The 25182-nt window shown below is 51.0% G+C and carries 23 protein-coding genes and 2 tRNA genes; 4 read left to right on the top strand and 21 right to left on the bottom strand.

Going from position 1 to position 25182, the window contains the following annotated elements; genetic code table 11:
- Positions 1–3: 3 nt before the first annotated feature.
- The 3 genes from ACFOE0_RS04175 to ACFOE0_RS04165 form a co-directional block, all read right to left on the bottom strand.
- Positions 4–1569, bottom strand: coding sequence for a sodium/sugar symporter (locus tag ACFOE0_RS04175; RefSeq protein ID WP_248935325.1), 1566 nt, complete (start codon positions 1567–1569; stop codon positions 4–6).
- Positions 1570–1635: 66 nt separating this feature from the next.
- Positions 1636–2577 (bottom strand): 2-dehydro-3-deoxygalactonokinase, encoded by a 942-nt coding sequence (locus ACFOE0_RS04170; RefSeq protein ID WP_248935326.1) that lies wholly within the window; start codon positions 2575–2577, stop codon positions 1636–1638.
- Entirely contained in the window at positions 2578–3330 is a 753-nt protein-coding gene (locus tag ACFOE0_RS04165; protein ID WP_248935327.1) for an SDR family NAD(P)-dependent oxidoreductase, read from the bottom strand.
- Positions 3331–3728: 398 nt separating this feature from the next.
- On the opposite strand from ACFOE0_RS04165, the gene ACFOE0_RS04160 reads away from it, so the two are divergent.
- Positions 3729–4457: a FadR/GntR family transcriptional regulator gene (locus tag ACFOE0_RS04160; protein ID WP_115136099.1), complete on the top strand. Its 729-nt coding sequence runs from the start codon at positions 3729–3731 to the stop codon at positions 4455–4457.
- Between the two features lie 54 nt (positions 4458–4511).
- Here the strand turns inward: ACFOE0_RS04160 and nlpI are convergent, their stop codons facing one another.
- From nlpI to rlmE, 16 genes are all read right to left on the bottom strand, one after another.
- Positions 4512–5417: a lipoprotein NlpI gene (gene nlpI, locus ACFOE0_RS04155; RefSeq protein ID WP_248935328.1), complete on the bottom strand. Its 906-nt coding sequence runs from the start codon at positions 5415–5417 to the stop codon at positions 4512–4514.
- Positions 5418–5623: 206 nt separating this feature from the next.
- Positions 5624–7723 (bottom strand): polyribonucleotide nucleotidyltransferase, encoded by a 2100-nt coding sequence (gene pnp, locus ACFOE0_RS04150; RefSeq protein WP_248935329.1) that lies wholly within the window; start codon positions 7721–7723, stop codon positions 5624–5626.
- Between the two features lie 296 nt (positions 7724–8019).
- A complete protein-coding gene (rpsO, locus tag ACFOE0_RS04145) occupies positions 8020–8289 on the bottom strand; it encodes a 30S ribosomal protein S15 (protein WP_115136102.1) in 270 nt (89 codons plus the stop codon).
- A 129-nt stretch (positions 8290–8418) separates the two neighbouring features.
- Positions 8419–9369 (bottom strand): tRNA pseudouridine(55) synthase TruB, encoded by a 951-nt coding sequence (gene truB, locus ACFOE0_RS04140; protein ID WP_248935330.1) that lies wholly within the window; start codon positions 9367–9369, stop codon positions 8419–8421.
- Entirely contained in the window at positions 9369–9782 is a 414-nt protein-coding gene (gene rbfA / locus ACFOE0_RS04135) for a 30S ribosome-binding factor RbfA (RefSeq protein ID WP_248935331.1), read from the bottom strand. The genes truB and rbfA overlap by 1 nt, the downstream gene beginning before the upstream one ends.
- A 99-nt stretch (positions 9783–9881) precedes the next feature.
- Positions 9882–12533 (bottom strand): translation initiation factor IF-2, encoded by a 2652-nt coding sequence (gene infB, locus ACFOE0_RS04130; protein WP_248935332.1) that lies wholly within the window; start codon positions 12531–12533, stop codon positions 9882–9884.
- A 25-nt stretch (positions 12534–12558) separates the two neighbouring features.
- Positions 12559–14058 carry a transcription termination factor NusA gene (nusA, locus tag ACFOE0_RS04125; RefSeq protein WP_115136319.1) on the bottom strand — a complete coding sequence of 500 codons (1500 nt, stop codon included), beginning with the start codon at positions 14056–14058 and terminating at the stop codon, positions 12559–12561.
- Between the two features lie 26 nt (positions 14059–14084).
- Positions 14085–14540, bottom strand: coding sequence for a ribosome maturation factor RimP (rimP, locus tag ACFOE0_RS04120; protein WP_115136320.1), 456 nt, complete (start codon positions 14538–14540; stop codon positions 14085–14087).
- Between the two features lie 165 nt (positions 14541–14705).
- A tRNA-Met gene (locus ACFOE0_RS04115) sits at positions 14706–14782 on the bottom strand.
- 84 nt (positions 14783–14866) lie between these two features.
- Positions 14867–14953 (bottom strand) — tRNA-Leu (locus tag ACFOE0_RS04110).
- Between the two features lie 10 nt (positions 14954–14963).
- Positions 14964–15296: a preprotein translocase subunit SecG gene (gene secG, locus ACFOE0_RS04105; RefSeq protein WP_248935333.1), complete on the bottom strand. Its 333-nt coding sequence runs from the start codon at positions 15294–15296 to the stop codon at positions 14964–14966.
- Between the two features lies 1 nt (position 15297).
- Entirely contained in the window at positions 15298–16080 is a 783-nt protein-coding gene (gene tpiA, locus ACFOE0_RS04100) for a triose-phosphate isomerase (RefSeq protein ID WP_248935334.1), read from the bottom strand.
- A 186-nt stretch (positions 16081–16266) separates the two neighbouring features.
- Entirely contained in the window at positions 16267–17601 is a 1335-nt protein-coding gene (glmM, locus tag ACFOE0_RS04095; RefSeq protein WP_248935335.1) for a phosphoglucosamine mutase, read from the bottom strand.
- Between the two features lie 48 nt (positions 17602–17649).
- Complete coding sequence (gene folP / locus ACFOE0_RS04090; protein WP_248935336.1) at positions 17650–18486, bottom strand: dihydropteroate synthase; 837 nt, start codon at positions 18484–18486, stop codon at positions 17650–17652.
- A gap of 63 nt (positions 18487–18549) precedes the next feature.
- Positions 18550–20523: an ATP-dependent zinc metalloprotease FtsH gene (ftsH, locus tag ACFOE0_RS04085; RefSeq protein WP_248935337.1), complete on the bottom strand. Its 1974-nt coding sequence runs from the start codon at positions 20521–20523 to the stop codon at positions 18550–18552.
- Between the two features lie 30 nt (positions 20524–20553).
- Entirely contained in the window at positions 20554–21183 is a 630-nt protein-coding gene (gene rlmE, locus ACFOE0_RS04080) for a 23S rRNA (uridine(2552)-2'-O)-methyltransferase RlmE (protein ID WP_248935338.1), read from the bottom strand.
- Between the two features lie 91 nt (positions 21184–21274).
- Here rlmE and yhbY point away from each other — a divergent pair, with 91 nt between their 5' ends.
- Entirely contained in the window at positions 21275–21574 is a 300-nt protein-coding gene (yhbY, locus tag ACFOE0_RS04075; RefSeq protein ID WP_115136111.1) for a ribosome assembly RNA-binding protein YhbY, read from the top strand.
- An 80-nt stretch (positions 21575–21654) separates the two neighbouring features.
- Here the strand turns inward: yhbY and greA are convergent, their stop codons facing one another.
- Entirely contained in the window at positions 21655–22131 is a 477-nt protein-coding gene (gene greA, locus ACFOE0_RS04070; RefSeq protein ID WP_248935339.1) for a transcription elongation factor GreA, read from the bottom strand.
- 292 nt (positions 22132–22423) lie between these two features.
- On the opposite strand from greA, the gene ACFOE0_RS04065 reads away from it, so the two are divergent.
- A complete protein-coding gene (locus ACFOE0_RS04065; RefSeq protein WP_248935340.1) occupies positions 22424–23293 on the top strand; it encodes a DMT family transporter in 870 nt (289 codons plus the stop codon).
- Between the two features lie 93 nt (positions 23294–23386).
- Here the strand turns inward: ACFOE0_RS04065 and ACFOE0_RS04060 are convergent, their stop codons facing one another.
- Positions 23387–24232 carry a LysR family transcriptional regulator gene (locus ACFOE0_RS04060; protein WP_248935341.1) on the bottom strand — a complete coding sequence of 282 codons (846 nt, stop codon included), beginning with the start codon at positions 24230–24232 and terminating at the stop codon, positions 23387–23389.
- A gap of 183 nt (positions 24233–24415) precedes the next feature.
- On the opposite strand from ACFOE0_RS04060, the gene ACFOE0_RS04055 reads away from it, so the two are divergent.
- A complete protein-coding gene (locus ACFOE0_RS04055; protein ID WP_248935342.1) occupies positions 24416–25138 on the top strand; it encodes an SDR family oxidoreductase in 723 nt (240 codons plus the stop codon).
- Positions 25139–25182 lie beyond the last annotated feature (44 nt).

Here is a 25182-nt window from a genome sequence, read left to right as displayed (position 1 = left end):
CCATCACCACCAGGCTGCATACTCGGCGATCAAAATCAGGGTAACGGCGACTCCGGCCAGGTTATAGCCTCTGGATGTTGAGAAATTCACATCAGCCAGTTCAATGCCTTTGGGCTGAGCCTTGTTCTGCTCAGCCAGAGAAACGATAACCGCAAGGGCAGCGCAAAGCAGGAATACCAATCCAACTCTGTCCATAAAGGGCAACTCAGGCCAGAACAACTTGAAGGCAAATGACAGCACGGCAGATCCCAGCGCCGCCGCCAGCCCAGCGTTGGCAGTGGTCTTTTTCCAGAACATACCAAACAGGAAAAGCACCACTATGCCGGGGGTGAAAAAGCCCGTGAACTCCTGAATATACTGAAAAGCCTGATCGAAATTGCCAAGTAAAGGTTTGGCGGTAAAGAGTGCAATAATCATGGCCAGCAAGCTGACCGTTCGCCCGACTCTGACCAGGTGGCCAGGCTGATACTCTTTACTGCCCAGTTTACTGTAAACATCCATGGTGAAAATGGTGGCAATACTATTGGTCATGGAGGCTACGGAGGAAACTATCGCGGCAATCACAGCAGCAAAGATCAACCCCCTTAACCCTTCCGGCATCATCAACATCAATTCAGGATAAGCTCTGTCGGGACGGTCCAGTTCAGGCAGCAGCAGGTAAGCAGCAATTCCCGGCAGCACCACTATGATAGGCATAAGTAACTTCAGAAATGCGGCAAAGGCGATGCCTTTCTGCCCCTCTCGCAGGCTCTTTGCCGCCAGAGTGCGCTGAATAATGTACTGATTGAATCCCCAGTAAGAGAGATTCATCACCCACATACCGCCAATCAACACAGACAATCCGGGCAGATCTATATAGTGGGGATGGTCCCTGGCAAGGATCATGTCAAACTTCTCAGGCGCCTGGGCAAAAATATTATCCAGACCTGCCAACAGGCCCTGACCCTGACCCAGCATTTCCAGTGTCGTCACCGTCAGGAACAGGCCGCCAAATACCAGAAGTACCACCTGAATGATGTCAGTGAAGGCCACAGCCTTAAGGCCGCCATAGAGTGAATAGGCAACAGAGAACAAACACAGGAACAGCATACCGTAGAACATATCCACGCCGGCGATGGTATTAATCGCCAGTGCACCCAGCCACAACACAGAGGTGAGGTTGACGAAGATATAGACCCCAAGCCAGAAGATAGCCATGATCAGCCTGACACGACCATCAAATCTCTGTTCAAGGAATTGAGGCATGGTGTAGATTTTCTTTTTCAGAAAGATGGGCAGAAAGTACTTACCCACGATGATCAGAGTAATCGCTGCCATCCATTCGTAGGAGGCGATGGCCAGGCCAATTTTATAGCCGGAGCCGGACATACCAATGATCTGCTCGGCGGAAATATTGGCGGCTATCAGCGATGCCCCAATCGCCCACCAGGGAAGAGAGTTACCGGCCAGAAAGTAATCATTGGCATTTTTTTCATGTCCGGCCTTTTCTCGGGAAACCCAGATCGCAATGCTGGTCAGTGCCACCACATACAGGGCGACCACAGATAAATCGAGTGTGGTTAGTTCCATATACTCCCCCAATGAGCATATTTGTTATTGTCATTTTGTCGCAGACCTGAGTCCCGACACCAGTTACTACTCCTTCAAAACTGCCCGGTAGATGGCGGAAAATCCGCTTAAGCAGGTTTGCTTGTCATCGACACAACCGGGAGTTAATTGCTTCATTTTCATTGTTGTTTCAAACAGCCCGCACAATGGAGGACTGCCAATAAGGGTGATAGACGCCAGTTCATCAAGACGCCATTCTTGCGCCATCAGGGCCGCCCTGATGTCACTGCCTATCAGTAACCCCGACAGGTAGGAGCTGGCCTCTTCCGGCTTCAAGCGCCCCAGAACCTGCAAGGTTCTGACACTGAACAGGCCATGGACAAACTGCCCATTCTCACTCTCCAGCGTCAGTTTCGCACCCCGTTGAAAAGCGCACATATCCATCTGCTCCGCAGCTTGCTGGATCAGGACACTCTGATGGCACAAGAGGTCGTAAAGCTCTCCTGTAATGGCCGTTTTAACCATAGAGATAACACCATCTTTCACCAGTACCCACTTGGTGTGTGTACCGGGTAAACATAAAAGATGTGTACCCTGTTCATGGCGGGAGTCCAGTTTGAGCCATCCCAGCACATGTATCTCTTCACCACGCATAACATCCATATGCTGGTCACTGTCTGCACAGCTGACCCCGGGAATCACATAGACTTTGTGGATACCTGCCATAAAACTCACCGCATGCAACGCAACATCAACGGGAGATACAGGACAAAACACATAGGGAGCCTCATGCCAGCCAAGGTTAGAACCAATATGTCCGGACATAAGAACCGGGAGACCACCATAGCTGGCACTCCAGGAAGAGATCACAGAAGTGAGCACAGCCTCGAAGTCATTACCGGCTTTGGTCACCCCGGGGCCGGAGACACTGTCCAGAACAGTCAACTCTTGACCGGCAGCAAGGCACAGGTATGCCCTGAGGCAACTCGCCCCCCAATCAACCACTATTACCTTATCCGGGGCTGTCACTTATACCCTGCCTCCATCTATCACCATGCACTGACCAGTAATAAACCCACTGTCATCAGACGCCAAAAACAGGGCGAGCCTGGAGATATCTTCTGGCGTAATACGTTTTGGAATCGCCACCATTTCCATCAGTTGCTGTTCATGCTGCGGCGAGAGCCACTGTTGCAATTGCCGCTCAGTGGCCACCCAACCCGGCACTATCGCATTTACCCGGATGTCGTCAGCCCCAAAGTCTCTCGCCAGTGCCTTGGTCATTCCAGCTATTCCGGCTTTGGCCGTCACATATGCAGCCATATTACGCTCCCCAAGATAAGCCATGTTGGAGCAAAAATTGAGGATCACGCCCCCCTGAACCTTAAGCAGAGGGACGGCAGCCTGAGATGCAAAAAACGCTGGATGCAGGTTAATACTCATGCACTCAAGCCACTGAGATTCAGAGATTGACTCTGAGTCATATCTGGCGTCGTTGCCAACGTTGTTAATCAATACATCCAGTTTCCCAAGCCCGGCGATGCTCTCCTGCAAGGCTTTGGTATCGGTAACATCCAACTGAGCAAACTCGAGCTTCTGTCCGGGGGGTAACTGCAGGGTCTTTATCAGCGCCTCCCCTGCATTCTTGTTAATGTCGACAAAGGTGACATCAGCCCCCTGCTCCACAAAAGCAGTAACCAGCGCAGCACCAATTCCCGTTGCTCCACCAGTGATAAAAACATGCCGCCCGCCCAGCTGATAATTCAGCTGTGAAATGGTCATATATCTACTCCTTTTTAATAGCCCCAAAAGAAAAGCTGTAACAGCATGCTGACTTTTGCAACTATTTCAGCCAATTATTCTTGACTGATTAGACCATCACCTTCCGTTTTCCGGCTTGGGGCATCTTTCTTTCGAGATACTGTCAGGTACTTCCCCTTGTCATAACAGCTCTACCCCAGAACCTTTCCTTGTATTATTTATAATATTTATTAACATTAGTTAAACACAAAATATTTCGCCCGGCAATACCGGTGACCAGGCCTGTTTATGAAGGGAAAGTGTATTTACTGGTTTTCCAGTAGCTTAAAACTGAGGTAGGATGAGTTATCCCGCCAGCAACCTGTGCGCTCCTGACAGTGGGAAGCCAGTTATTATTTACGTGATTAATAAGAAATATTATGGATCTACGCGAGAAGCATAACCTTACCCATCAGCTGACCCACAATCTCGGAATGGAGATTGTTAAAGGCAACTACGCAGTGGGCAGCGGTCTTCCCTCAGAAGCTGATATCTGCTCCATATACAGTGTCAGTCGCAGCGCGACCCGGGAGGCAGTAAAAATGCTCTCGGCCAAAGGCCTGATAACCTCCAGACCCAAGCAAGGCATCAGAGTGATGCCGGAACATAACTGGAATCTGTTCGACACAGATGTACTGAGCTGGATCCTCAGCTCCAAGCCCTCTATCCAGTTGCTGCATGAATTCACCCAGATGCGGGTTGCCATCGAACCCCAGGCCTGCGCATTGGCAGCACTTCAGGCCAATGCTGAGCAGCTGAGAAATATAGAACAGGCACTGAATCGCATGCGAGATGCGGATAATGGTCTGGATGACCCGCTGGAGGCTGATATCGCTTTCCATACGGCAATCCTGGAAGCCAGCTGTAATCGTTTCTTCTACCAGCTGACCAATTTTATCGCCACTGCGCTGCGGGTAAGTATCCGCTATACCAATAGAATCAAAGGAGTTCCCGGAGCTGATGTATTGAAGCACCAGCACATCCTGGACACTATTAAATCCAGAGATGCAGATGCGGCCTACAAGGCCTCGAAGGAGATTCTGGATGAAGCCATTGAACTGATTGAGTCACAGTTTGTAGAGCGCACCACGGCAATGCCAACGATCTGATTTTTATAGGAATACAAAAAAGCCGGCAATCACTGCCGGCTTTTTCATTTCAACTCAATTTTCTTCAGTGGGTGCAGGCGCATCCAGAATGCTGCGGATCTTCTGCAGCTCCTGTCTGGCGTATCTGTGCTCAACAAAATCATAGATATTGGTGGCCAGTGCCAGCTTAAGGTAGTTGGTCGCCTCCTGATAATTCCCCAGTGTCATCTCACGCTTGGCTAGGTAGAAGTATGCTTCGCACAGGCGCTCAATGTACTCAGTAGGGTCTGTCAGATCCGCCTTGGCCAGGTCAAACAGTTGCTCCTTGGTCAGTCGTCCCAGATAGAAATCAACCAAAGCGCTGGACCAGGCACCGTCAGGCAGAGTACCTCTGTGTTCAGCAAGGTTGGCGAGTGCTGATTCCGGGTCAGTCTCGCTGTCTACGATATAGAGCCAGAGCGCTCGATAACCATCCTGGGGCTGCAGCTGATAAAAGGTTTGCAGATCGCCGACCGCCAGCTCATTACGATCACCATAGTAAAGGGCGATACCTCGATTCAGGAAGGCATAGTCATAGTCAGGTGCCAGCTCAAGCACACCATCGAACGCCTCATAGGCACTCTCATACTCCCCTTCCTGGGTGTAGTAGATCCCTAGGAAATTGTAGGCGTCGGCTAACTGAGGCTCAATTTTCAGGGCCTGATGAAAGTCAATACGGGCCAGCAGTCGCAAACCAACGCTGTCGTATACTACACCGCGCTCATAGAGGAAGCGGGCTCGCTGCTCAGGAGACAACTCCATGGTACCCAGAATCTCATTGAGCTTGGCCAGAGTAACCTCTTTCTTGTACTCAGGCATTGGTGGCACTACCACCATCTTGCCTTCCAGATCGGTACGCTCAGGTGTACTGCTGCAGCCAGTGGTCAACAGGCTTAATCCCAGTGTTACAGCCAGTAACGTGTCGGGAAATCTCAATTTCATCCTTTATCACCTTCAATATTTGATCCGGCGGCTTTGCCTTTACTGCAGACATTCAGCCAAACTCGATAGCTCCATAATAGCAACCCGCTCATCATGGCGCCATCGACAAAAGTCACTGTTTTCATTTAGGAAGCTACGATGGATAAACCACAGACAACAAAAAAGGAGACCCTAAGGTCTCCTTTTAACTCATTCACTTAAGTGAATTATTCAGCTGCTGGCTCTTTAGCCTTGGCTTCTTTGATAGACAGACGTACACGGCCCTGACGGTCCACTTCCATCACTTTAACGTCTACTTCCTGGTTCAGCTGCAGGTGGTCAGATACGTTGGTCACACGCTCTTCAGCAATCTGAGAGATGTGAACCAGACCATCTTTGCCTGGCAGGATGTTAACGAAGGCACCGAAGTCTACGATACGGATAACTTTACCCTTGTAGATACGACCTACTTCTACTTCAGAAGTGATCTCTTCGATACGACGGATTGCTTCGCGGGTAGCATCGCCATTGGTAGAGGCGATCTTAACAGTACCGTCATCTTCCAGCTCGATAGTAGTACCGGTTTCTTCGGTCAGAGCACGGATAGTTGCGCCGCCCTTACCAATTACATCACGGATCTTCTCTGGGTTGATCTTGATGGTGGTAATACGTGGAGCGTGATCAGAGATATCATCACGTGGCGCTTCAATCGCCTGGTCCATCACGTTCAGAATGTGAACACGGGCACCGTATGCTTGCTGCAGAGCGATTTCCATGATCTCTTTGGTGATACCTTCGATCTTGATGTCCATCTGCAGAGCAGTAATACCGTCGCGAGTACCGGCTACTTTGAAGTCCATGTCGCCCAGGTGGTCTTCGTCACCCAGGATGTCAGACAGAACCACGAAGTTGTCGCCTTCTTTCACCAGACCCATAGCAATACCGGCTACAGAGGTCTTGATAGGTACACCGGCATCCATCAGAGCCAGAGAAGTACCACATACAGAAGCCATGGAAGAAGAACCATTGGATTCGGTGATTTCAGATACTACACGTACAGAGTATGGGAATTCGTCAGAAGTTGGCATTACTGCGTTGATACCACGCCATGCCAGCTTACCGTGACCAATTTCACGACGCTTAGGTGAACCAACCATACCGGTTTCACCTACAGAGTATGGAGGGAAGTTGTAGTGCAGCATGAAGCGGTTGGTGCGCTCGCCCATGATAGAGTCGATCTTCTGCGCATCACGCTCGGTACCCAGAGTACAGGTAACCAGTGCCTGAGTTTCACCACGGGTAAACAGAGCACTACCGTGGGTACGTGGCAATACACCGGCCATTACGCTCAGGGCACGAACCATATCTGGCTCACGGCCATCGATACGTGGCATACCGGCGATGATGCGGCTACGTACTACCTGCTTCTCCAGGCTACCCAGCAGATCGCTGGCTTCACGTACGTCCAGCTCAGGATTGGCTTCCTGCAGCTTCTCGATGGTAGCTTTCTTAATCGCGCCAACAGCTTCGTAACGCTCTTGCTTGGCAGTGATCTGGTAAGCATTGGTCAGGCTTTCTTCAGCCAGCTCTTTGATCTGCTCAACCAGAGTCTGGTCTTTTTCCGGAGCAGTCCAGTCCCAACGTGGCTTACCCGCTTCGGCGGCGAACTCGTTGATGGCGTTGATAACAGCTTGCTGCTGATCGTGACCGTATACTACCGCACCCAGCATTACTTCTTCTGGCAGAGCTTTTGCTTCAGACTCAACCATCAGAACAGCACCCTGAGTACCGGCAACAACCAGATCCAGGTCAGAGTTCAGACGCTCTTCAGCACCTGGGTTCAGAGTATATTCGCCATTTACATAACCAACACGGGCTGCACCCAGTGGGCCATTAAATGGAATACCAGAGATAGCCAGAGCAGCAGATGTACCGATCATGGAAACAATGTCCGGCTCAATCTGTGGGTCAACGGAAACAACGGTGATGATCACCTGAACTTCATTGGTGAAACCGTCAGGGAACAGTGGGCGGATTGGACGGTCGATCAGACGTGCAATCAGAGTCTCGTCTTCAGATGGACGGCCTTCACGCTTGAAGAAACCACCAGGGATCTTACCGGCTGCGTAAGTCTTTTCCTGATAGTTTACAGTCAGAGGGAAGAAGTCACGGCCCGGATCGGCTTGCTTCTTGCCGACAACAGTTACCAGAACAGTGGTATCGCCCATGCTGGCCAGAACGGCTGCATCAGCTTGACGTGCAATTACGCCTGTTTCCAGGGTGACAGTATGCTGACCATACTCAAAACTTTTTACGATAGGATTCACTTGACCCATTCCTTAATTTAATGACCTTAAATACGCGCGTAAGTATACTGCAAGTACTTGTGACAGATAAAGTGCTGCCTGTACCCGCAAGCCGCTTATTTTGCGGTATCCCGCCCGCTGCCAACTGCGCCTCGATACCATGCTACACAGGCCTTCCGCCTCGCTTTTGATCGCTTACGCTGCAGTTACCCATCCCACGATTGTCATTAAAAAGTCATAAAAAAAGCCACCTATAGGTGGCTTTGAAACAACAAAAAAGGAGGCAGGAGCCTCCTTTCTTTGAGCGAGACGCGAAATTAGCGACGCAGACCCAGCTTCTGGATCAGAGCTACGTAACGGTCGTTTTCAGTGCGCTTCAGGTAAGCCAGCAGCTTACGACGAGCGCTAACCATGCGCAGCAGACCACGACGAGAGTGGTGATCGTGGATGTGCTCTTTGAAGTGGCCTTGCAGGTGGTTGATCTGCGCAGTCAGCAGAGCTACCTGAACTTCAGTAGAACCAGTGTCGTTTTCACCGCGGCCGAATTCGGCAACGATTTGTGCTTTCGCTTCAGTACTTAGTGACATGTGTCTCTCCAAGATATCAATGTTAATCTTCAGCCGATCACTAACTCAGCCGAAGGGAGCGGTATTTTAGCCAGATTCGTCAGCAGGCGCAAGCGCCCGGGCTGAACCAGGATCAATTAATAACCAAGATCAATCCTGACCTGGTTGCTGAAGCACAATCAAACGCTTGGGCGCCAGCAGACCATCATCGTTCATCTGACCTATACCCACAAACTGGCGCGCTTCACCCAGCGTGATGCGTACCAGGGTATCTGACGGCAAACCTGCCACCTGAACCGGGTTACCATTCATCAGATAACCAGCAGCCGACTCATGCACATTGGCTTCAGGCAGATCAGCCACGGCAGTGTCCATCGGCAGCAAAATAGGATCCAGCAGCTCTTTGGGCGCAATTTCCTGCTCACGTGCTTGCTCCAGCAAGGCTTCCAACTGCTCCAGGGTTACCATTTTTTCATAAGGGTAACCGGCAACAGCAGTGCGGCGCAGCATAATGACATGAGCACCACAGCCCAGCATTTCACCCAAATCGTCGATGATAGTGCGGATATAGGTGCCTTTGGAGCAGTGAATATCCAGCGTCAATTCATCGTTTTCCAGCTTGATAAAGTTCAGCTCGAATACTGTGATTGGGCGGGCTTCGCGGGGGACTTCCTTGCCTTCGCGAGCATACTTGTACAGAGGCTGCCCCTGATACTTGAGCGCAGAGTACATGGAAGGCACCTGCATGGTGTCGCCACGGAAGTGTTCCAGTGCATCCAGCAGCTGCTGTTCGCTGAAAGCCACTTCACGGGTTTGCATCACTTCGCCATCACTGTCGCTGGTATCGGTCCGCTCACCCAGCTTAGCTGTCACCAGATAACGCTTATCCGCATCCAGCAGGTGAGAAGAGAACTTGGTCGCTTCTCCCAGACAGATAGGCAGCATACCTGTGGCCAGAGGGTCCAGCGCACCTGTATGACCGGCTTTGGCCGCGTTATAGATACGCTTTACCCTTTGCAGCACATGGTTGGAGCTTTCACCGGTTGGCTTGTCCAGCAGCACTATGCCGTCAATGAAACGGCCTTTGGGGCGGCGGGCCATCAGGCTTCCTCTCCGTTGTCCTTGTCATCTTCAGCGCCGAACTTCTCAGCTTTGGCCTGATCAGACTTAATCACCTGACTCACCAGATTGGACATGCGCATACCTTCAACCAGAGAAGCATCGTAAACGAACTTCAGCTCAGGCATCACACGCAGTTTCATGCGACCGGCCACCAGAGTGCGGATGTAAGGCGCCGCTGCAGCCAGTGCTGCCAGCTTGTCCTCAACCGCCTCAGGATTGTCTTCAAAGAAGGTCACAAATACCCGGGCAAAGCTCAAGTCACGGGATACTTCAACATCATTTACCGTCACCATGCCAACCCTAGGGTCTTTAATTTCCCGCATCAGTACCATGGCCAGCTCCTGTTGCAGCTGCTGACCGATACGACGGGTACGACTGAATTCTTTTGCCATATTAATCACCAAAGGGCGGCCATATTCGCACCGGCAACCTCAGAACAAATCTGATGTCACCGGCGCGGATATCGGCCGCCCTTGTCAAATACTACTTATTTACAGGGTACGTGCGACTTCAACGGTCTCGAATACTTCGATCTGGTCGCCTACGCGAACGTCGTTGTAGTTCTTAACGCCGATACCACATTCCATACCGTTGCGGACTTCGTTAACGTCATCCTTGAAGCGACGCAGAGATTCCAGCTCGCCTTCATAGATAACCACGTTTTCACGCAGTACACGGATTGGCGCGCTGCGCTTCACGATACCTTCAGTCACCATACAACCTGCGATAGCACCCAGCTTAGGCGACTTGAACACGTCACGTACTTCAGCCAGACCGATAATCTGCTGCTTGAACTCAGGAGCCAGCATACCGCTCATTGCGCTGCGAACTTCATCGATCAGGTCATAGATTACACTGTAGTAGCGCAGATCTACGGCTTCAGCTTCAATGGTCTTACGCGCCTGAGCATCCGCACGTACGTTAAAGCCGACCATAATCGCGTTGGACGCTGCAGCCAGAGTCGCATCGGTTTCGGTCAGTGCACCAACGCCACGGGCGATGATGTTCACTTTAACTTCGTCGGTAGACAGCTTGGCCAGAGAGTCTGCAATCGCTTCCAGAGAGCCCTGTACGTCAGCTTTCAGTACGATGTTCAGCTCCTGAACTTCGCCTTCGGTCATGTTGGCGAACATGTTCTCCAGCTTGGCCTTCTGCTGACGTGCCAGTTTCACTTCGCGGAACTTACCCTGACGGTACAGAGCAACTTCACGAGCTTTACGCTCATCACGAACAACTGTGGCTTCATCACCGGCAGACGGTACACCGGACAGACCCAGGATCTCTACCGGGATAGATGGACCCGCTTCAGTGATGGACTTACCGTTCTCATCCTTCATCGCACGGATTTTACCGTACTCCAGACCACACAGAACGATATCACCCTGACGCAAAGTGCCTTCCTGAACCAAAACAGTCGCGACAGGACCACGGCCCTTGTCCAGTTTGGATTCAATCACAACACCGGCAGCCATACCTTCACGACGTGCAGTCAGTTCCAGTACTTCGGCTTGCAGCAGAATAGCTTCCAGCAGCTCGTCTACACCGGTACCAGCTTTTGCTGACACGTGTACGAACATGTTGTCGCCACCCCAATCTTCAGACATCACGTTGTGCTGAGCCAGCTCAGTCTTAACGCGGTCCGGATCGGCTTCTGGCTTATCCATCTTGTTCACAGCAACAATCAGAGGCACGTTACCGGCCTTGGCGTGCTGAATCGCTTCGATGGTCTGAGGCATAACACCGTCATCGGCAGCCACAACCAGAATTACGATATCGGTCGCTTTAGCACCACGGGCACGCATTGCGGTAAACGCAGCGTGACCAGGAGTATCCAGGAAGGTCACCATGCCGTTGTCTGTTTCTACATGGTAAGCACCGATATGCTGGGTAATACCACCTGCTTCGCCAGCCGCAACTTTAGCGCGACGGATATAATCCAGCAGAGAGGTCTTACCGTGGTCAACGTGACCCATGATGGTCACAACCGGTGCACGAGGCTCCATTTGCTCATCGTCGTCACGGTCAGCCAGTACCTGATGCTCCAGCTCGTTTTCACGCAGCAGAACTACCTTGTGGCCCATCTCCTCAGCAACCAGCTGAGCAGTTTCCTGATCCAGTACCTGGTTAATAGTTACCATGGAGCCCATCTTCATCATCTGCTTGATGATTTCGGTGGCTTTCACTGCCATTTTCTGAGCCAGCTCAGCAACAGTGACAGTTTCGCCTACACGAACTTCACGGTTAACGGCAGCAACTGGCTTGTTAAAGCCATGAGCCATAGACTTAGGCGCTGCTTTGCCTCTCATGTGGCGCTCACGGCCGTCACGGGCATCTTTACCGCCACGCTTCTTGCCCTGAGTTTTGTTACGGCTGCGACGGCCGCGCTTCTCTTCGTCCATATCACTGCGATCTTCAGCAGCCTGAGCTACTTTAGAAGTGGTCACGTGATGGTCCTGGCTGCGCTCGGCTTCCAGGCGACGTTTCTCTTCTTCTTCCCAGCGCTTGGCATTTTCTTCTGCCAAACGACGGGCTTCTTCAGCAGCCTTGGCTGCTTCTTCGTCTTGCTTACGTTTCAGAGCTTCCTCCTGAGCACTCTTGATGCGCTCAGCTTCCAGGCGCGCTTCGCGGGCCTCTTCGGTTTCGGGCTCAGCACTCTTTTCGGCGTCAGCTTTCGCTTTGGCTGCAGCTGCTTCAGCTTTCGCCTTGGCGTCTGCCTCAGCTTTTACCTTAGCCTCTGCTTCTGCTTTAGCGCGGGCTTCAGCTTCTGCCTGAGCAGCGGCCTCAGCAGCTGCTTGCGCTTCTGCTTCTGCACGTGCCTGCTCTTCAGCTTCCGCCTTCAATGCTGCCGGGTCACGCTTGACGAAAGTACGCTTCTTACGTACTTCCACTTTTACGTCTTTGGACTGACCACCGCCGGCAGATACGCTCAGGGTAGATACAGTCTTACGCTGCAGAGTCATCTTGGTTGGTTGACCGTCAGCGCCGTGCTGCTTTTTCAAAAACTCAATCAGAGTTTGTTTTTCCGCTTCGGAGACAACGTCGTTACGGGACTTGCTAATACCCGCCTGAGAAAACTGCTCAATCAGTCGCTCAACGTCTTTGCCTACTTCCGAAGCCAGTTTTTCTACTGTGTTTTCTGTCATCAGTTAACTCCCCCTGTTGATCGACTTATGCTTCTTCGCCAAACCAACAGATGTTGCGGGCAGCCATGATGAGCTCACCAGCTTTCTCTTCTGTCAATTCTTCAATTTCGATCAAATCATCAATGCCTTGTTCGGCCAAATCTTCCAGTGTGATTACGCCTTTGCTTGCCATAATGTAAGCCAGGTGACGTTCCAAACCTTCCAGAGCCAGCAGGTCAGCGCTTGGTTCAACACCATCCAGCGCCTCTTCCTGTGCCAGTGCACGGGTAGAGATTGCAGCCTTGGCGCGCTCACGCAGCGCTTCGACGATATCTTCGTCCAGGCCGTCAATTTCCAGCAGCTCAGCTACCGGCACATAAGCGATCTCTTCCAGTGAAGTGAAACCTTCATCAGCCAACAGCTGAGCAAAGTCGTCATCGATATCCAGAGAACCGGTGAACAGGTCAACAATCTTGGCGCTTTCGGCCTGATGTTTGGCGTTCATATCTTCCACAGTCATCACGTTCAGAGTCCAGCCGGTCAGCTGGGTCGCCAAACGGATGTTCTGACCGTTACGGCCAATCGCCTGAGCGAGAGAGTCGGCTTCAACAGCGATATCCATGGAGTGGTTATCTTCGTCAACAATGATAGAGGCCACATCAGCTGGTGCCATGGCATTGATCACGAATTGTGCTGGATTATCATCCCACAGCACGATATCAACACGCTCGCCACCCAACTCGTTGGAAACGGCCTGAACACGCGCACCACGCATACCGACGCAAGCACCGATAGGATCGATACGCTTGTCGTTGGATTTGACGGCGATCTTGGCGCGGCTGCCTGGGTCACGGGCTGCGCCCATAACGTTAATCATTTCGTCAGCAATTTCCGGTACTTCTACACGGAACAGTTCGATCAGCATTTCTGGCTTGGTACGGGTCAGGAACAGCTGAGCACCACGAGCTTCAGGACGTACTGAATACAGCAATGCGCGAACGCGGTCACCGGGACGGAAGCTTTCACGGCTGATCAGGTCCTCTTTGTACAAGACGCCGTCAGCATTGTTGCCCAGGTCAACCACTACGCTGTCACGGTTGCTCTTTTTCACCACACCGGTGATCAGCTCGCCTTCTTTATCTTCGAACTGTTCAACAACCTGAGCGCGCTCGGCTTCACGTACTTTCTGTACGATAACCTGCTTGGCAGTCTGGGTAGTGATACGGTCAAAAACCACTGACTCGATTTCATCTTCGATGAATTCACCCAGTTGAATTTCCGGCTCTTCATAACGAGCAGCTTCCAGTGTGATCTCGCGGAATGGGTTTTCCAGCGGCTCACCAGTGTCTTCAACTACCTGCCAACGACGGAAAGTGTCGTAGTGACCTGTCTTGCGATCGATAGCGACACGTACGTCGATATCACCTTCGTACTTCTTCTTGGTAGCGGTTGCCAGCGCATATTCCAACGCTTCAAAAATCTTCTCGCGCGGTACGGCTTTCTCGTTGGATACCGCTTCAGCAACCAGCAGAATCTCTTTGTTCATCGTCTTGCCTCGTTCACCTTTATCCATCAAAACTTCGCAATCACGTTTGCTTTGCGAATGTTATCGATGGCTACGACTTTCTCTTTACCATCCACGGTCAAAGTCAGCATCTGTCCTTCGACTTTGGTGATGGTGCCTCTCATGTTGCGACTACCATCAACCGGCATAGTCAGTTGTACTTTGGCCTCTTCACCCAGGTAGCCTGCGTACTGCTGCGAATTGAACAGCGGACGGTCTACACCGGGAGAAGAAACTTCCAGCGTGTATTCATGGGAGATAGGGTCTTCAACATCGAGTACAGCACTGACCTGACGGCTGGCTTCGGCGCAATCCTCAATATTGATCCCATTCTCACTGTCGATATAGATTCGCAGCGTCGAATGCTTACCTGCCTGCAGGTATTCGATACCCCACAGCTGGTAGCCGAGCGACTCCACAGGCCCTCTAAGCATGTCTGCCAGTCTGTTTTCCAATGTTGCCAAAATAGACCCCCAAAAAAACAAAAAAGGGCTATATAGCCCCAGTACTTTGCCGCTCGTTTTGCGGCCAATGTCAAAGTCCAAATAACAAAAAACCCCGTAATCACGAGGTCATTGCTTAAGAACCTGTATTCAGTAACTAATCTATCAAGACAAGTAACTGGGAGCTGGTTGCGGGGGCCGGATTTGAACCGACGACCTTCGGGTTATGAGCCCGACGAGCTACCAAGCTGCTCCACCCCGCGTCAACTGGGTGCAAGTATATGGTCTTTCACCTTAACTTGCAATCACTGAGGACCTTCTAAACGAATCATCACACAGTGTTAATTTGGTGCCGAGAGCGGGACTTGAACCCGCACGACCGTTAGGTCACAGCCACCTCAAGGCTGCGCGTCTACCAATTCCACCACCTCGGCAAAATCGTTATCAGTCAGGAATCTTGTCCTGAGTCTGATCGGCTGGCTGAGGAGCTTGTTCAACTTGCTCTGCAGCTGTGCCTAAATCATTCCACGAATCGACTTCTTTGGCATGGTTTGCACTCAGGTTACCGATAACCAGACTCAGTACAAAGAATGCCACAGCCAGAATCGCTGTGCTCCGTGTCAGGAAGTTACCTGAACCACTGGAACCAAACAGAGTACCGGAAGCACCGGCACCGAAGGATGCGCCCATATCGGCACCCTTACCTTGCTGGATCAGAATCAAGCCAACCAGGGCGATTGCGACCAACAAGTAAACAACAATCAGTACATTGTACATATTACGCGCTCATTGCTATGGAACATAAACTTAAAAACTCGCTCGAGTTTAAGCTAGCTCCGCCAATCAGTCCACCATCAACATCAGGTTGGGCGAACAGGTCAGCAGCATTACCCGGGGTTACACTGCCACCATAAAGAATTCTGATATTTTCCCCAATGAATGGAGACACTTCAGAGAGACGCTTGCGTATAAACGCGTGTACTTCCTGTGCCTGCTCTGGGGTTGCGCTCTTACCCGTCCCTACTGCCCATAGCGGTTCGTAGGCGATAATTGCGTTATCAAAAGCCATGGTACCGTTTTTCTCGATAACCACATCCAACTCTTCCGCAATCACCTCAAAGGTGCGTCTTGCTTCTCGAGCCGGACCAGACTCACCAACACAAAGGATTGGAGTCAAACCGTGCTTTTGTGCTGCAGCAAATTTTTCTGCAACTATGTCACTGGTTTCGCCATACATACGACGGCGTTCAGAATGACCGATAATGACATATCGGCAACCGGCATCTTTTAACATTTTGCCGGACACTTCGCCTGTATAAGCACCGAAATCGTGCTGACTCAGGTTTTGCGCGCCCATTCTTACCAGGCAACCATTCAAGGCTTCTTTATTCGCTTCCATCAACTGCCTGACACTTTCCAGGTAGATTGAAGGTGGACAAAGTACCACTTCTGCTGAATCATCTTGGAGCTTGGCCGCGAATTTCTTGAAAAGCTCCTGCGCCAACTGCGCATCGCCGTTCATTTTCCAGTTGCCAGCAACCATTGGACGTCTGAGTGCCATCTCTGTCTCCTCTGAAAGCGGCGTGAATAATAGCGAACCGCCCTTTAACTTACAATACCCAAGGCCGTTATTTTTGTTATAACAGGCGAGAATGATTACTTTTTATTCTTAAAGCTAATTCTTTGCTCAGGGATAAAACAAAGGCGATGCAGTTTTCACCACATCGCCTTGTGACTGCCTATCCGATCAGGCGCATACACGCTTTACTGTGTCGGCAATCATATTGGCCAGCGAGGTCACTTCAGCCTCATCTGCACCTTCTACCATCACCCGCAACAGAGGTTCTGTACCTGATTTTCTCAGCAGTACCCGGCCGGTTTCACCCAACTGAGCCTCCGCTTTTTCTTTGGCAGCAATCACCTCTGCATGCAGCAGAGGATCGTCCTGGCCTTCAAAGCGAACATTGACCAATACCTGAGGGAACATGGTTAAGCCATCCAGCATGGCTTCAAAAGGCTTACCCTGACGCTGCATAGCGGCCAGCACCAGAATACCGGCCACAATGCCGTCACCAGTGGTACCATGGTCAAGATCCAGGATATGGCCGGAGTTTTCACCGCCGATACGCCAGCCCTTCTCTTTCAGCAACTCCATCACATAGCGATCACCGACTTTAGAGCGGGCAAACGGAATACTACGCTCTTTCAGCGCCAGCTCCAGGCCCAGATTGGACATCTGAGTACCAACTACACCACCTGTCAGTGCACCTCGAGCCTGAGCTTCACATGCCAGGATATATAGAATTTGGTCACCATCAACCACATTACCGTGGCGGTCGACCATCATGATACGGTCACCATCGCCATCCAGAGCAATACCCAAATCGGCCTGATGCTCCAACACGGCTTCACAAATGGCGCCCATAGCGGTGGCACCGACTTTGTCGTTAATATTGATACCGTTCGGCTTTACACCAATAGCGATAACTTCCGCACCCAGCTCTTTAAATACGCTTGGTGCTATGTGGTAAGTCGCCCCATGGGCACAGTCCACCACTATCTTCAGCCCTTCAAGTGTCTGATCAGCCGGGAAGTTACCCTTGCAGTACTCGATATAGCGACCGGCAGCATCATCAATGCGTGATACTTTACCCAGCAGGTGCGACTCTACGCACTCCATAGGTTTTTCCAGCTCAGCTTCGATAGCCAATTCAATCTCGTCGTCCAGCTTGCTGCCATCGGTAGAGAAGAACTTGATGCCATTATCATAGTAAGGATTATGAGAAGCGCTGATCACCACACCGGCTTCTGCGCGGAAGGTGCGGGTCAGATAGGCGACGGCGGGTGTTGGCATAGGGCCCATCAGCATGACATTCAGACCTGCGGCAGACAGTCCGGCTTCCAAAGCAGACTCAAACAGGTAACCGGAAATACGGGTGTCTTTACCGATAATCACTTTCTTGGTACCACTGCGGCTTAACACTCGACCCGCGGCCCAACCCAGCTTTAACGCCAGTTCCGGTGTCATCTTGCCGCTGCCGACTTTACCGCGGATCCCATCAGTCCCAAAAAACTTTCTCATTCTTGTTCCTTACCACACTCAAATATCAAATCCGTCTGACTCTGGCGCCTAACGTCTCAGTTGGCGACAGATATTAAATATTTTAACAGTGTCCACGGTCTGTTCCACATCGTGTACACGAACAATATGTGCCCCAAGCTGCAGTGATTGCAGAGCACCGGCCAAACTTCCGGCCAATCTGTCTTTGGGTTCACGTCCCAATAAGCCGCCTATCATACTCTTTCTGGACAGACCAATCAGCAGGGGCAGCTGAAATTCATGAAACTCATCCAGATTTGCCAGCAGCTGATAGTTATGTTCGAGGGTTTTTCCGAACCCAAAGCCAACATCCAGCATAATACGCTCTCTCGGGATTCCGGCGGCTTCGCAGGCCTCAATTCGTTCCCTGAAAAATGCTTTCACATCCGAGACGACATCTTCATATTGAGGCGCTTGCTGCATAGTTCTCGGTTGTCCCTGCATATGCATAAGACAAACCGGAACGCCGGAAGTTGCAGCCGCCTCAAGTGCCCCCGGCTCCTGCAGAGCTCTAACATCATTAATGATATGAGCACCGGCCTTGACAGCCTGACGCATCACTTCAGGCTTACTGGTATCAACAGAGATCCACACGTCATGGTGCCTGGCAACGTACTCTACCAGAGGAATGACACGTTTGAGCTCCTCCTCAAGCGCAACGTCTGCGGCCCCCGGACGGGTTGACTCGCCACCAATATCGATAATTCCAGCTCCCTGAGCCACCATCTCATCCGCATGACGACAGGCAGACTCATAGGCTGCAAATTCACCACCATCGGAAAATGAGTCGGGTGTCACATTCAAAATCCCCATTACCACGGGGGCATCCAACTCCAGGGTTTTGCCATGGGCTTCCAGCTTGAACAATCCTATTCTCCTTAAAACAAGAAAACCCCTCACGGGGTTTTCTTAAAAACAATATCTACTGCATTACTTGGCTGGTGACTCGCCCGGCTCCTGGATGTCGGTATCAACGACTTCCTTCGCCTCTGGCTCGGCAGGCTTAACTTCCTGACCACCCTGAGGAGTGGAACCATTGCCACCGTTACCATTGTCATCCTGCCAATCAGCAGGTGGACGTACATCGCGACGGGCCATCAGATCATCAATCTGAGGAGAATCGATGGTTTCATACTTCATCAGAGCGTCTTTCATGGAGTGCAGAATATCCATGTTCTCTTCGAGGATCTGCTTGGCACGCTGATAGTTACGGTCGATGATCACCTTGATCTCACTATCAATAATGGCTGCTGTGTCATCTGACATATGCTTGGATTTAGCCATTGAGCGACCCAGGAAAACTTCACCTTCCTCTTCCGCATACAACAAAGGACCCAGCTTGTCGGAGAAGCCCCATTGAGTCACCATGTTACGGGCGATAGAGGTCGCGTACTTAATATCCTGAGATGCACCGGTAGAAACCGCTTCATCACCGAAGATCAGCTCTTCAGCCAGGCGACCACCGTATGCCACGGAGATCTGACACTCCAGCTTACGACGGCTCTGACTGACAGCATCGGCTTCCGGCAGGAAGAAGGTCACACCCAGAGCACGACCACGAGGGATAATGGTCACCTTGTGCAGCGGGTCATGCTCAGGCATCAGATAGCCCACAATCGCGTGACCGGCTTCATGGTACGCCGTCATCTCTTTATCCTGCTCAGACATCACCATGGAACGGCGCTCAGCACCCATCATGATTTTGTCTTTAGCACGTTCAAACTCTTCCATGCCAACCAGTTTACGGTTACCACGGGCAGCAAACAGCGCAGCTTCGTTTACCAGGTTGGCCAGATCCGCACCTGAGAAGCCAGGGGTACCGCGGGCAATCACACTGGCTTTCACATCGTCACCGATAGGCACTTTGCGCATATGCACTTTCAGGATCTGCTCACGGCCACGAACATCTGGCAAACCGACTACAACCTGACGGTCGAAACGGCCTGGACGCAACAGTGCAGCATCCAGTACATCAGGACGGTTGGTCGCAGCGATAACGATAATACCTTCGTTACCTTCGAAGCCATCCATCTCAACCAGCATCTGGTTCAGGGTCTGCTCACGCTCATCGTGACCACCGCCCAAGCCGGCACCACGCTGACGGCCTACCGCGTCGATCTCGTCGATGAAGATGATACAAGGAGCAGACTTTTTAGCCTGTTCAAACATGTCACGAACACGGGATGCACCCACACCCACAAACATTTCAACGAAGTCAGAACCTGAGATGGTAAAGAAAGGCACCTTGGCTTCACCGGCAATCGCCTTGGCCAGCAGTGTCTTACCTGTACCTGGAGGGCCTACCATCAATACGCCGGTAGGAATACGGCCGCCCAGACGCTGGAACTTGGTTGGGTCACGCAGATAATCCACCAGCTCTTTCACTTCTTCTTTGGCTTCATCACAACCAGCCACATCGACGAAAGTGGTCTTGATCTGATCTTCGCTCATCAGTTTGGCTTTGCTCTTGCCGAAGGACATAGCGCCCTTACCGCCGCCGCCCTGCATCTGGCGCATAAAGAAGATCCAAACACCAATCAACAGCAGCATTGGGAACCAGGAGATAAAGATCTGGGTCAGGAAACCGGACTCTTCAGCCTCCTGGCCTTTAACTTTCACCCCTTTTTTCAACAGGTCGTTGATCAGGTCACGGTCATAAATAGGCATGATGGTAGTGAACTTATCACCACTACGCATAGTACCAACTATGGTGCGCTGGTCAGCTTTAAATTCGGCAGTGGCAACACGGTTGTTTTCCACGTCCTGAACGAAGGTTGAATAATCCATCTTCGACGCTGAGGACGAAGTAGGGGAAATACCCTGGAATACCGACATCAGCACTACCGCGATGACGACCCAGAGAATCAGGTTTTTTGCCATGTCACTCAAGTTCTTAGACCTCATTAAAGTCCTGCGATGATTGTCGCTAGGTTACTACAACTTATACCCGGTCGCCACCAGATACACTTCCCTTGAACGGGGGCGCGAGGAATCCGGCTTACGGGTCTTGACAGTTTTGAAAGCCGCTCTCACCGCCTTCATATACTCATCAAAGCCCTCTCCCTGAAATACCTTAACTGCGAAGCTGCCATTTGGCGCCAGTACCTGATGACACATATCCAATGCTAGTTCAACAAGATACATTGCGCGCGGTTGATCAACACCATCACTGCCGCTCATGTTTGGCGCCATGTCTGACAATACGACATCAACTTTGGCATCGCCCACTCGATTTAACAGAGCGTCCAGCACTTTATCTTCGCGGAAATCGCCCTGCAGGAAATCGACACCAACGATTGGGTCCATCGGCAAAATATCACAGGCGATAACTTTGCCCTTTTCACCCACCAGCTTCACGGCAATTTGAGACCAACCACCGGGAGCCGCACCCAAATCCACCACTGTCATACCAGGTTTGATCAGTTGATCTTTCTGCTGCAACTCTTCCAGTTTGAAGGCGGCGCGAGAACGCAAACCACGCTTTTGAGAGAGTTTTACATAGTGATCATCAAAGTGTTCCTGCATCCAACGGGTGGAGCTGGCTGAACGTTTTTTTGCTGACATCGAATTCCCGAAACAAAATCAGAGTTACACCTAAGCTATATGAGGGTAGAATACCCGTTTTTCAATGGTAACTCAGCAAAAGTTGGTATAAATGAACCTGACAACCAAACAAAAACAGTACCTCAAAGGACTGGCGCACAATTTAAAGCCAGTGGTACTGCTCGGGGCCAACGGCCTGACTGAGGGCGTGCTGGCAGAAATCGACAACGCACTGCAACACCACGAGCTGATCAAGGTCAAAGTGCCTACTACTGATCGCGAAGTGAAACTTGCTATCGTCGACGCCATCGTCCGCGAAACCGGCGCAGTGAACGTTCAATTGATCGGTCACAATGCCGTACTGTATCGTCAGTCCGAAGAGATGAAGATCGCCATTCCTAAAGCGCGCTAATCATCACCGGATCGAAAAAGCCGCTCGACTATCTTAGATAGCGAGCGGCTTTTTTGTACCTTGCTGAGCTGAAATATAAATTAAATATATTCCACGCTGACAATTTCAAAGTCAGTAATGCCACCAGGTGTTTGAATACTCACCTCATCACCCTCGTTTTTACCGATCAGGCCACGAGCGATAGGAGAATTCACTGACAGCAGATTTTCTTTAATATTGGCTTCGTCATCGCCTACGATGCGGTAAGTCACTTCATCTTCAGTGTCCAAATTCATGATGGTCACAGTTACGCCGAAAATCACCTTGCCGGTGTTTTCCATCTTGGTGACATCGATAATCTGAGCATTGGACAGCTTGCCTTCGATATCGCGGATACGCGCTTCGCACAGGCCCTGCTCTTCGCGGGCTGCGTGGTATTCAGCGTTTTCCTTCAGATCCCCCAGTTCACGGGCAGTGGCAATGGCCTCGGAGATGTGTGGACGACGTTCAAACTTCAGCATATCCAGCTCTTGCTGCAAACGCTCGGCACCAACTACCGTCATAGGAACCTTATTCATAATTCTCTTTCGTCTCCTGTAAAACAAAAGCATCCCGTGCAGGCCAGTAGCCCGCACAGTTGATAATTTTGATGAGATTGCGCCAATTCGCGCACTGGACACCAGTTTATGGTAATGGATACAGCTTACCTAAGCGGACGCAGTTAGGCCATACAATCAGTTGAAAATAATTACCCAGCTCAGATTTTCAAATAGTTAGCTTCAACATCAAGGGTTAATCCGGTTCAGACCTTGTCCATAAACGCCACAGGCCGTATAAGTGATTACTCGCTTTGACGTTCAGGTATTGCCTATGACACCTGTTAAACGTGGCATTTTGCTGGCACTGGCCGGCATTCTTATTCTGAGCTTTGACAGTCTGTTGGTTCGCCTCACAGATACCTCTCCCTGGAATCTGTTGTTTTGGCGAGGCACCATGCAGGCCACAAGCTTTTTGCTGATCCTGATTGTTTTTAACCGCACTGAGCTCAAACAAAAGTTGCTGCCACCCTCACTCGGCACGCTCGCCGTGGGCGCGCTTTTCTGTGCATCTACCGTGTGTTTTGTGCTGTCGCTGGCTCACACTCAGGTGGCCAGCACTCTAGTTATCGTAAACACTGCGCCTCTGTTCACCGCCATCATTGCTTTTGTGGTGCTTAAGGACAAATTACCTTTGCATACCCTGGCGGCGATAGGAGCCGCAGTAGGCGGCGTTTGGTTTATCTTTGCTTATGCCCCTGAGCCCGGCCAGATAGTGGGGGATCTGTATGCATTGGTCACAGCCATATCCACAGCCATTTACCTCACCATTATGCGTTCAACCCAGGGTAAAAATGCCGCGAGCTTTCTGGTGTGCGCAGGGATTATGATCGCAGCCTTTGCTCTGTATAAAGGGGCCAGACCATTGTCTGTCCCCGGTGACCACTTGGTTTATGCTCTGGTGTTGGGCGGAGTAGTGGTACCAGCCGCTTACTTATGCATATCCAAAGCACCGGCTTATATTCCGGCTGCTCAAACCAGTTTGATACTGCTGCTGGAGATTCTGCTCGGCCCACTGTTTGTCTATCTGGTATTAGGGGACAAGCCTTCAGATAATGATTTGATTGGTGGCGGCCTGGTGTTGATAACCTTGATACTGCATACCTTGTGGGAGCTGAGACTAAATCAACAAAAGCAGGTGTAAATATTGAAAGATAAAAACTGCTTCAAACTGTGAGTTGAAAATCGATTGCCGCGGACTTCACACCTATGGCCTGCTGGCAATCACCCTTTCTTTTCAGCTGACTTCCTGCCCCTGAGACAACCCTCTAATCAACTGGCTGATAACCGGGTTCAATGTTTGATGAGAGGGGTAACATAAGCCGATACGACGATACATTCGCGGCCCATTAAAACGCACCAGCTCCAATCTTGGTTCATCCTCCACCAGACCATCGGGCAGGAAACTAATCCCAAAGCCAGCCAGCACCAGAGACATCACCTGTGACTTATGCTCTGCCTTGGCGACCAAATTAAGCGACATATCTGCACAGGCCAGCAAACCTATGGTCTGCTGATGAGCCTCACAGGGAGGACACTCAATAAAGTCATAGCCGTTGAGATCTTCAGGTTCAACGAGCTCCTTTTGCGCTAGGTGATGACCTTTTGGCACACAAAGCACATAGTCTTCACTCCACAGCGGCATAAAGACCTCGTCCTCCCGCTTGAGGGCATCCAGCGTAAGACGGCAATCGGCTGCACTGTGATAATCAACCAGCTCAATATCCAGCCTTTCCACCACCTGATTAATTCGGGTCAGTAAACCCGCCAGCCTGCGCTGACTCAGATCAGGCATCACCGCCACTTTCAGCTTCTGTCTGGCTGCCTTTTGCTTGAACAAACCCGGTAATTCACTGGCTTCTTTTACCAGCTTCACGGCCAGCGGGTAGAGATAGTGGGCACTGTCCAACGCCACTACACCTTTTTTGCTGCGTTCAAATAGAGGGCCTCCCAGTTCCTCCTCCAGTTGCTTAAGACCAGAGGAGAGTGAAGGCTGACTGACGTGGCAGCGCTGGGCTGCTGAGGTGATATTACGCTCTTCAAAAATTGCGATGAAAAATCTGAGCAGTCTTAAATCGATCACTTGGACTCACCTATAACCAAAAATTTAGCCATCTACAGGCATTCATAGGCGCAGCCTATCATAACCAGTCAAAATAAGTATTTTTCCCTTTCCTCGACACTTCCTATACTGCGCTCATTCCCTGCCCGGCCGGCATACAAGTTTTCCGCTCTGACCCAGAGCATTGGATTGAGGACAATCACTATGAGTAAAGAGTTAGTTGTTATTACCGGTGCATCATCAGGTATCGGCGCTGCTATGGCCAAAGCGTTCAGCAATGCAGGTCACCCTCTGTTACTGTTGGCCCGTCGTATTGAGCCAATGCAGGCACTGAATCTGCCAAACGCACTGTGCATCAGTCTGGATGTAACCGATGGCGAAGCCTTTAAGGCAGCGATTGCAGAAGGTGAAGCGCAGTTTGGCAAAGTAGGCTGTCTGGTCAATAACGCCGGCGTTATGCTGCTGGGACTGGCCCACGAACAGGACCCAACTGAATGGACCCGCATGTTGAACATCAATGTGATGGGTGTGCTTAACGGCGTTCATGCTGTTCTGGCTGATATGAAAGCCCGTAGCACTGGTACCATCATCAATGTCAGCTCTATCGCCGGTCGTAAGACCTTCCCTAACCATGCCGCATACTGCGCCACCAAATTTGCTGTGCATGCGCTGACAGAAAACATTCGCGAAGAAGTGGCCATGGACAATGTCCGTGTCATCACCATTGCCCCTGGTGCTGTGGAAACTGAACTGCTTAGCCACACCACCAGTGATGCAATCAAAGCAGGCTACGAAGATTGGAAAACTGAGATGGGCGGCGTGATCATGCCGGAAACCATCGCTGAAGCGACACTGTTCGCCTGGCAGCAACCACAAAATGTGTGCGTACGTGAAATCGTACTGGCTGCAACCAAGCAGCAACCATAAGCCTGCCATATAGCCCAGCTTAAAATCCGTCTATTAAAAACCGC

The sequence above is a fragment of the Shewanella submarina genome, from assembly GCF_042646185.1.
Classification (GTDB): Bacteria; Pseudomonadota; Gammaproteobacteria; order Enterobacterales; family Shewanellaceae; genus Shewanella; species Shewanella corallii.
Note: the sequence above shows the minus strand (reverse complement) of the source record. Positions and strands in the feature narration are given on the sequence as shown.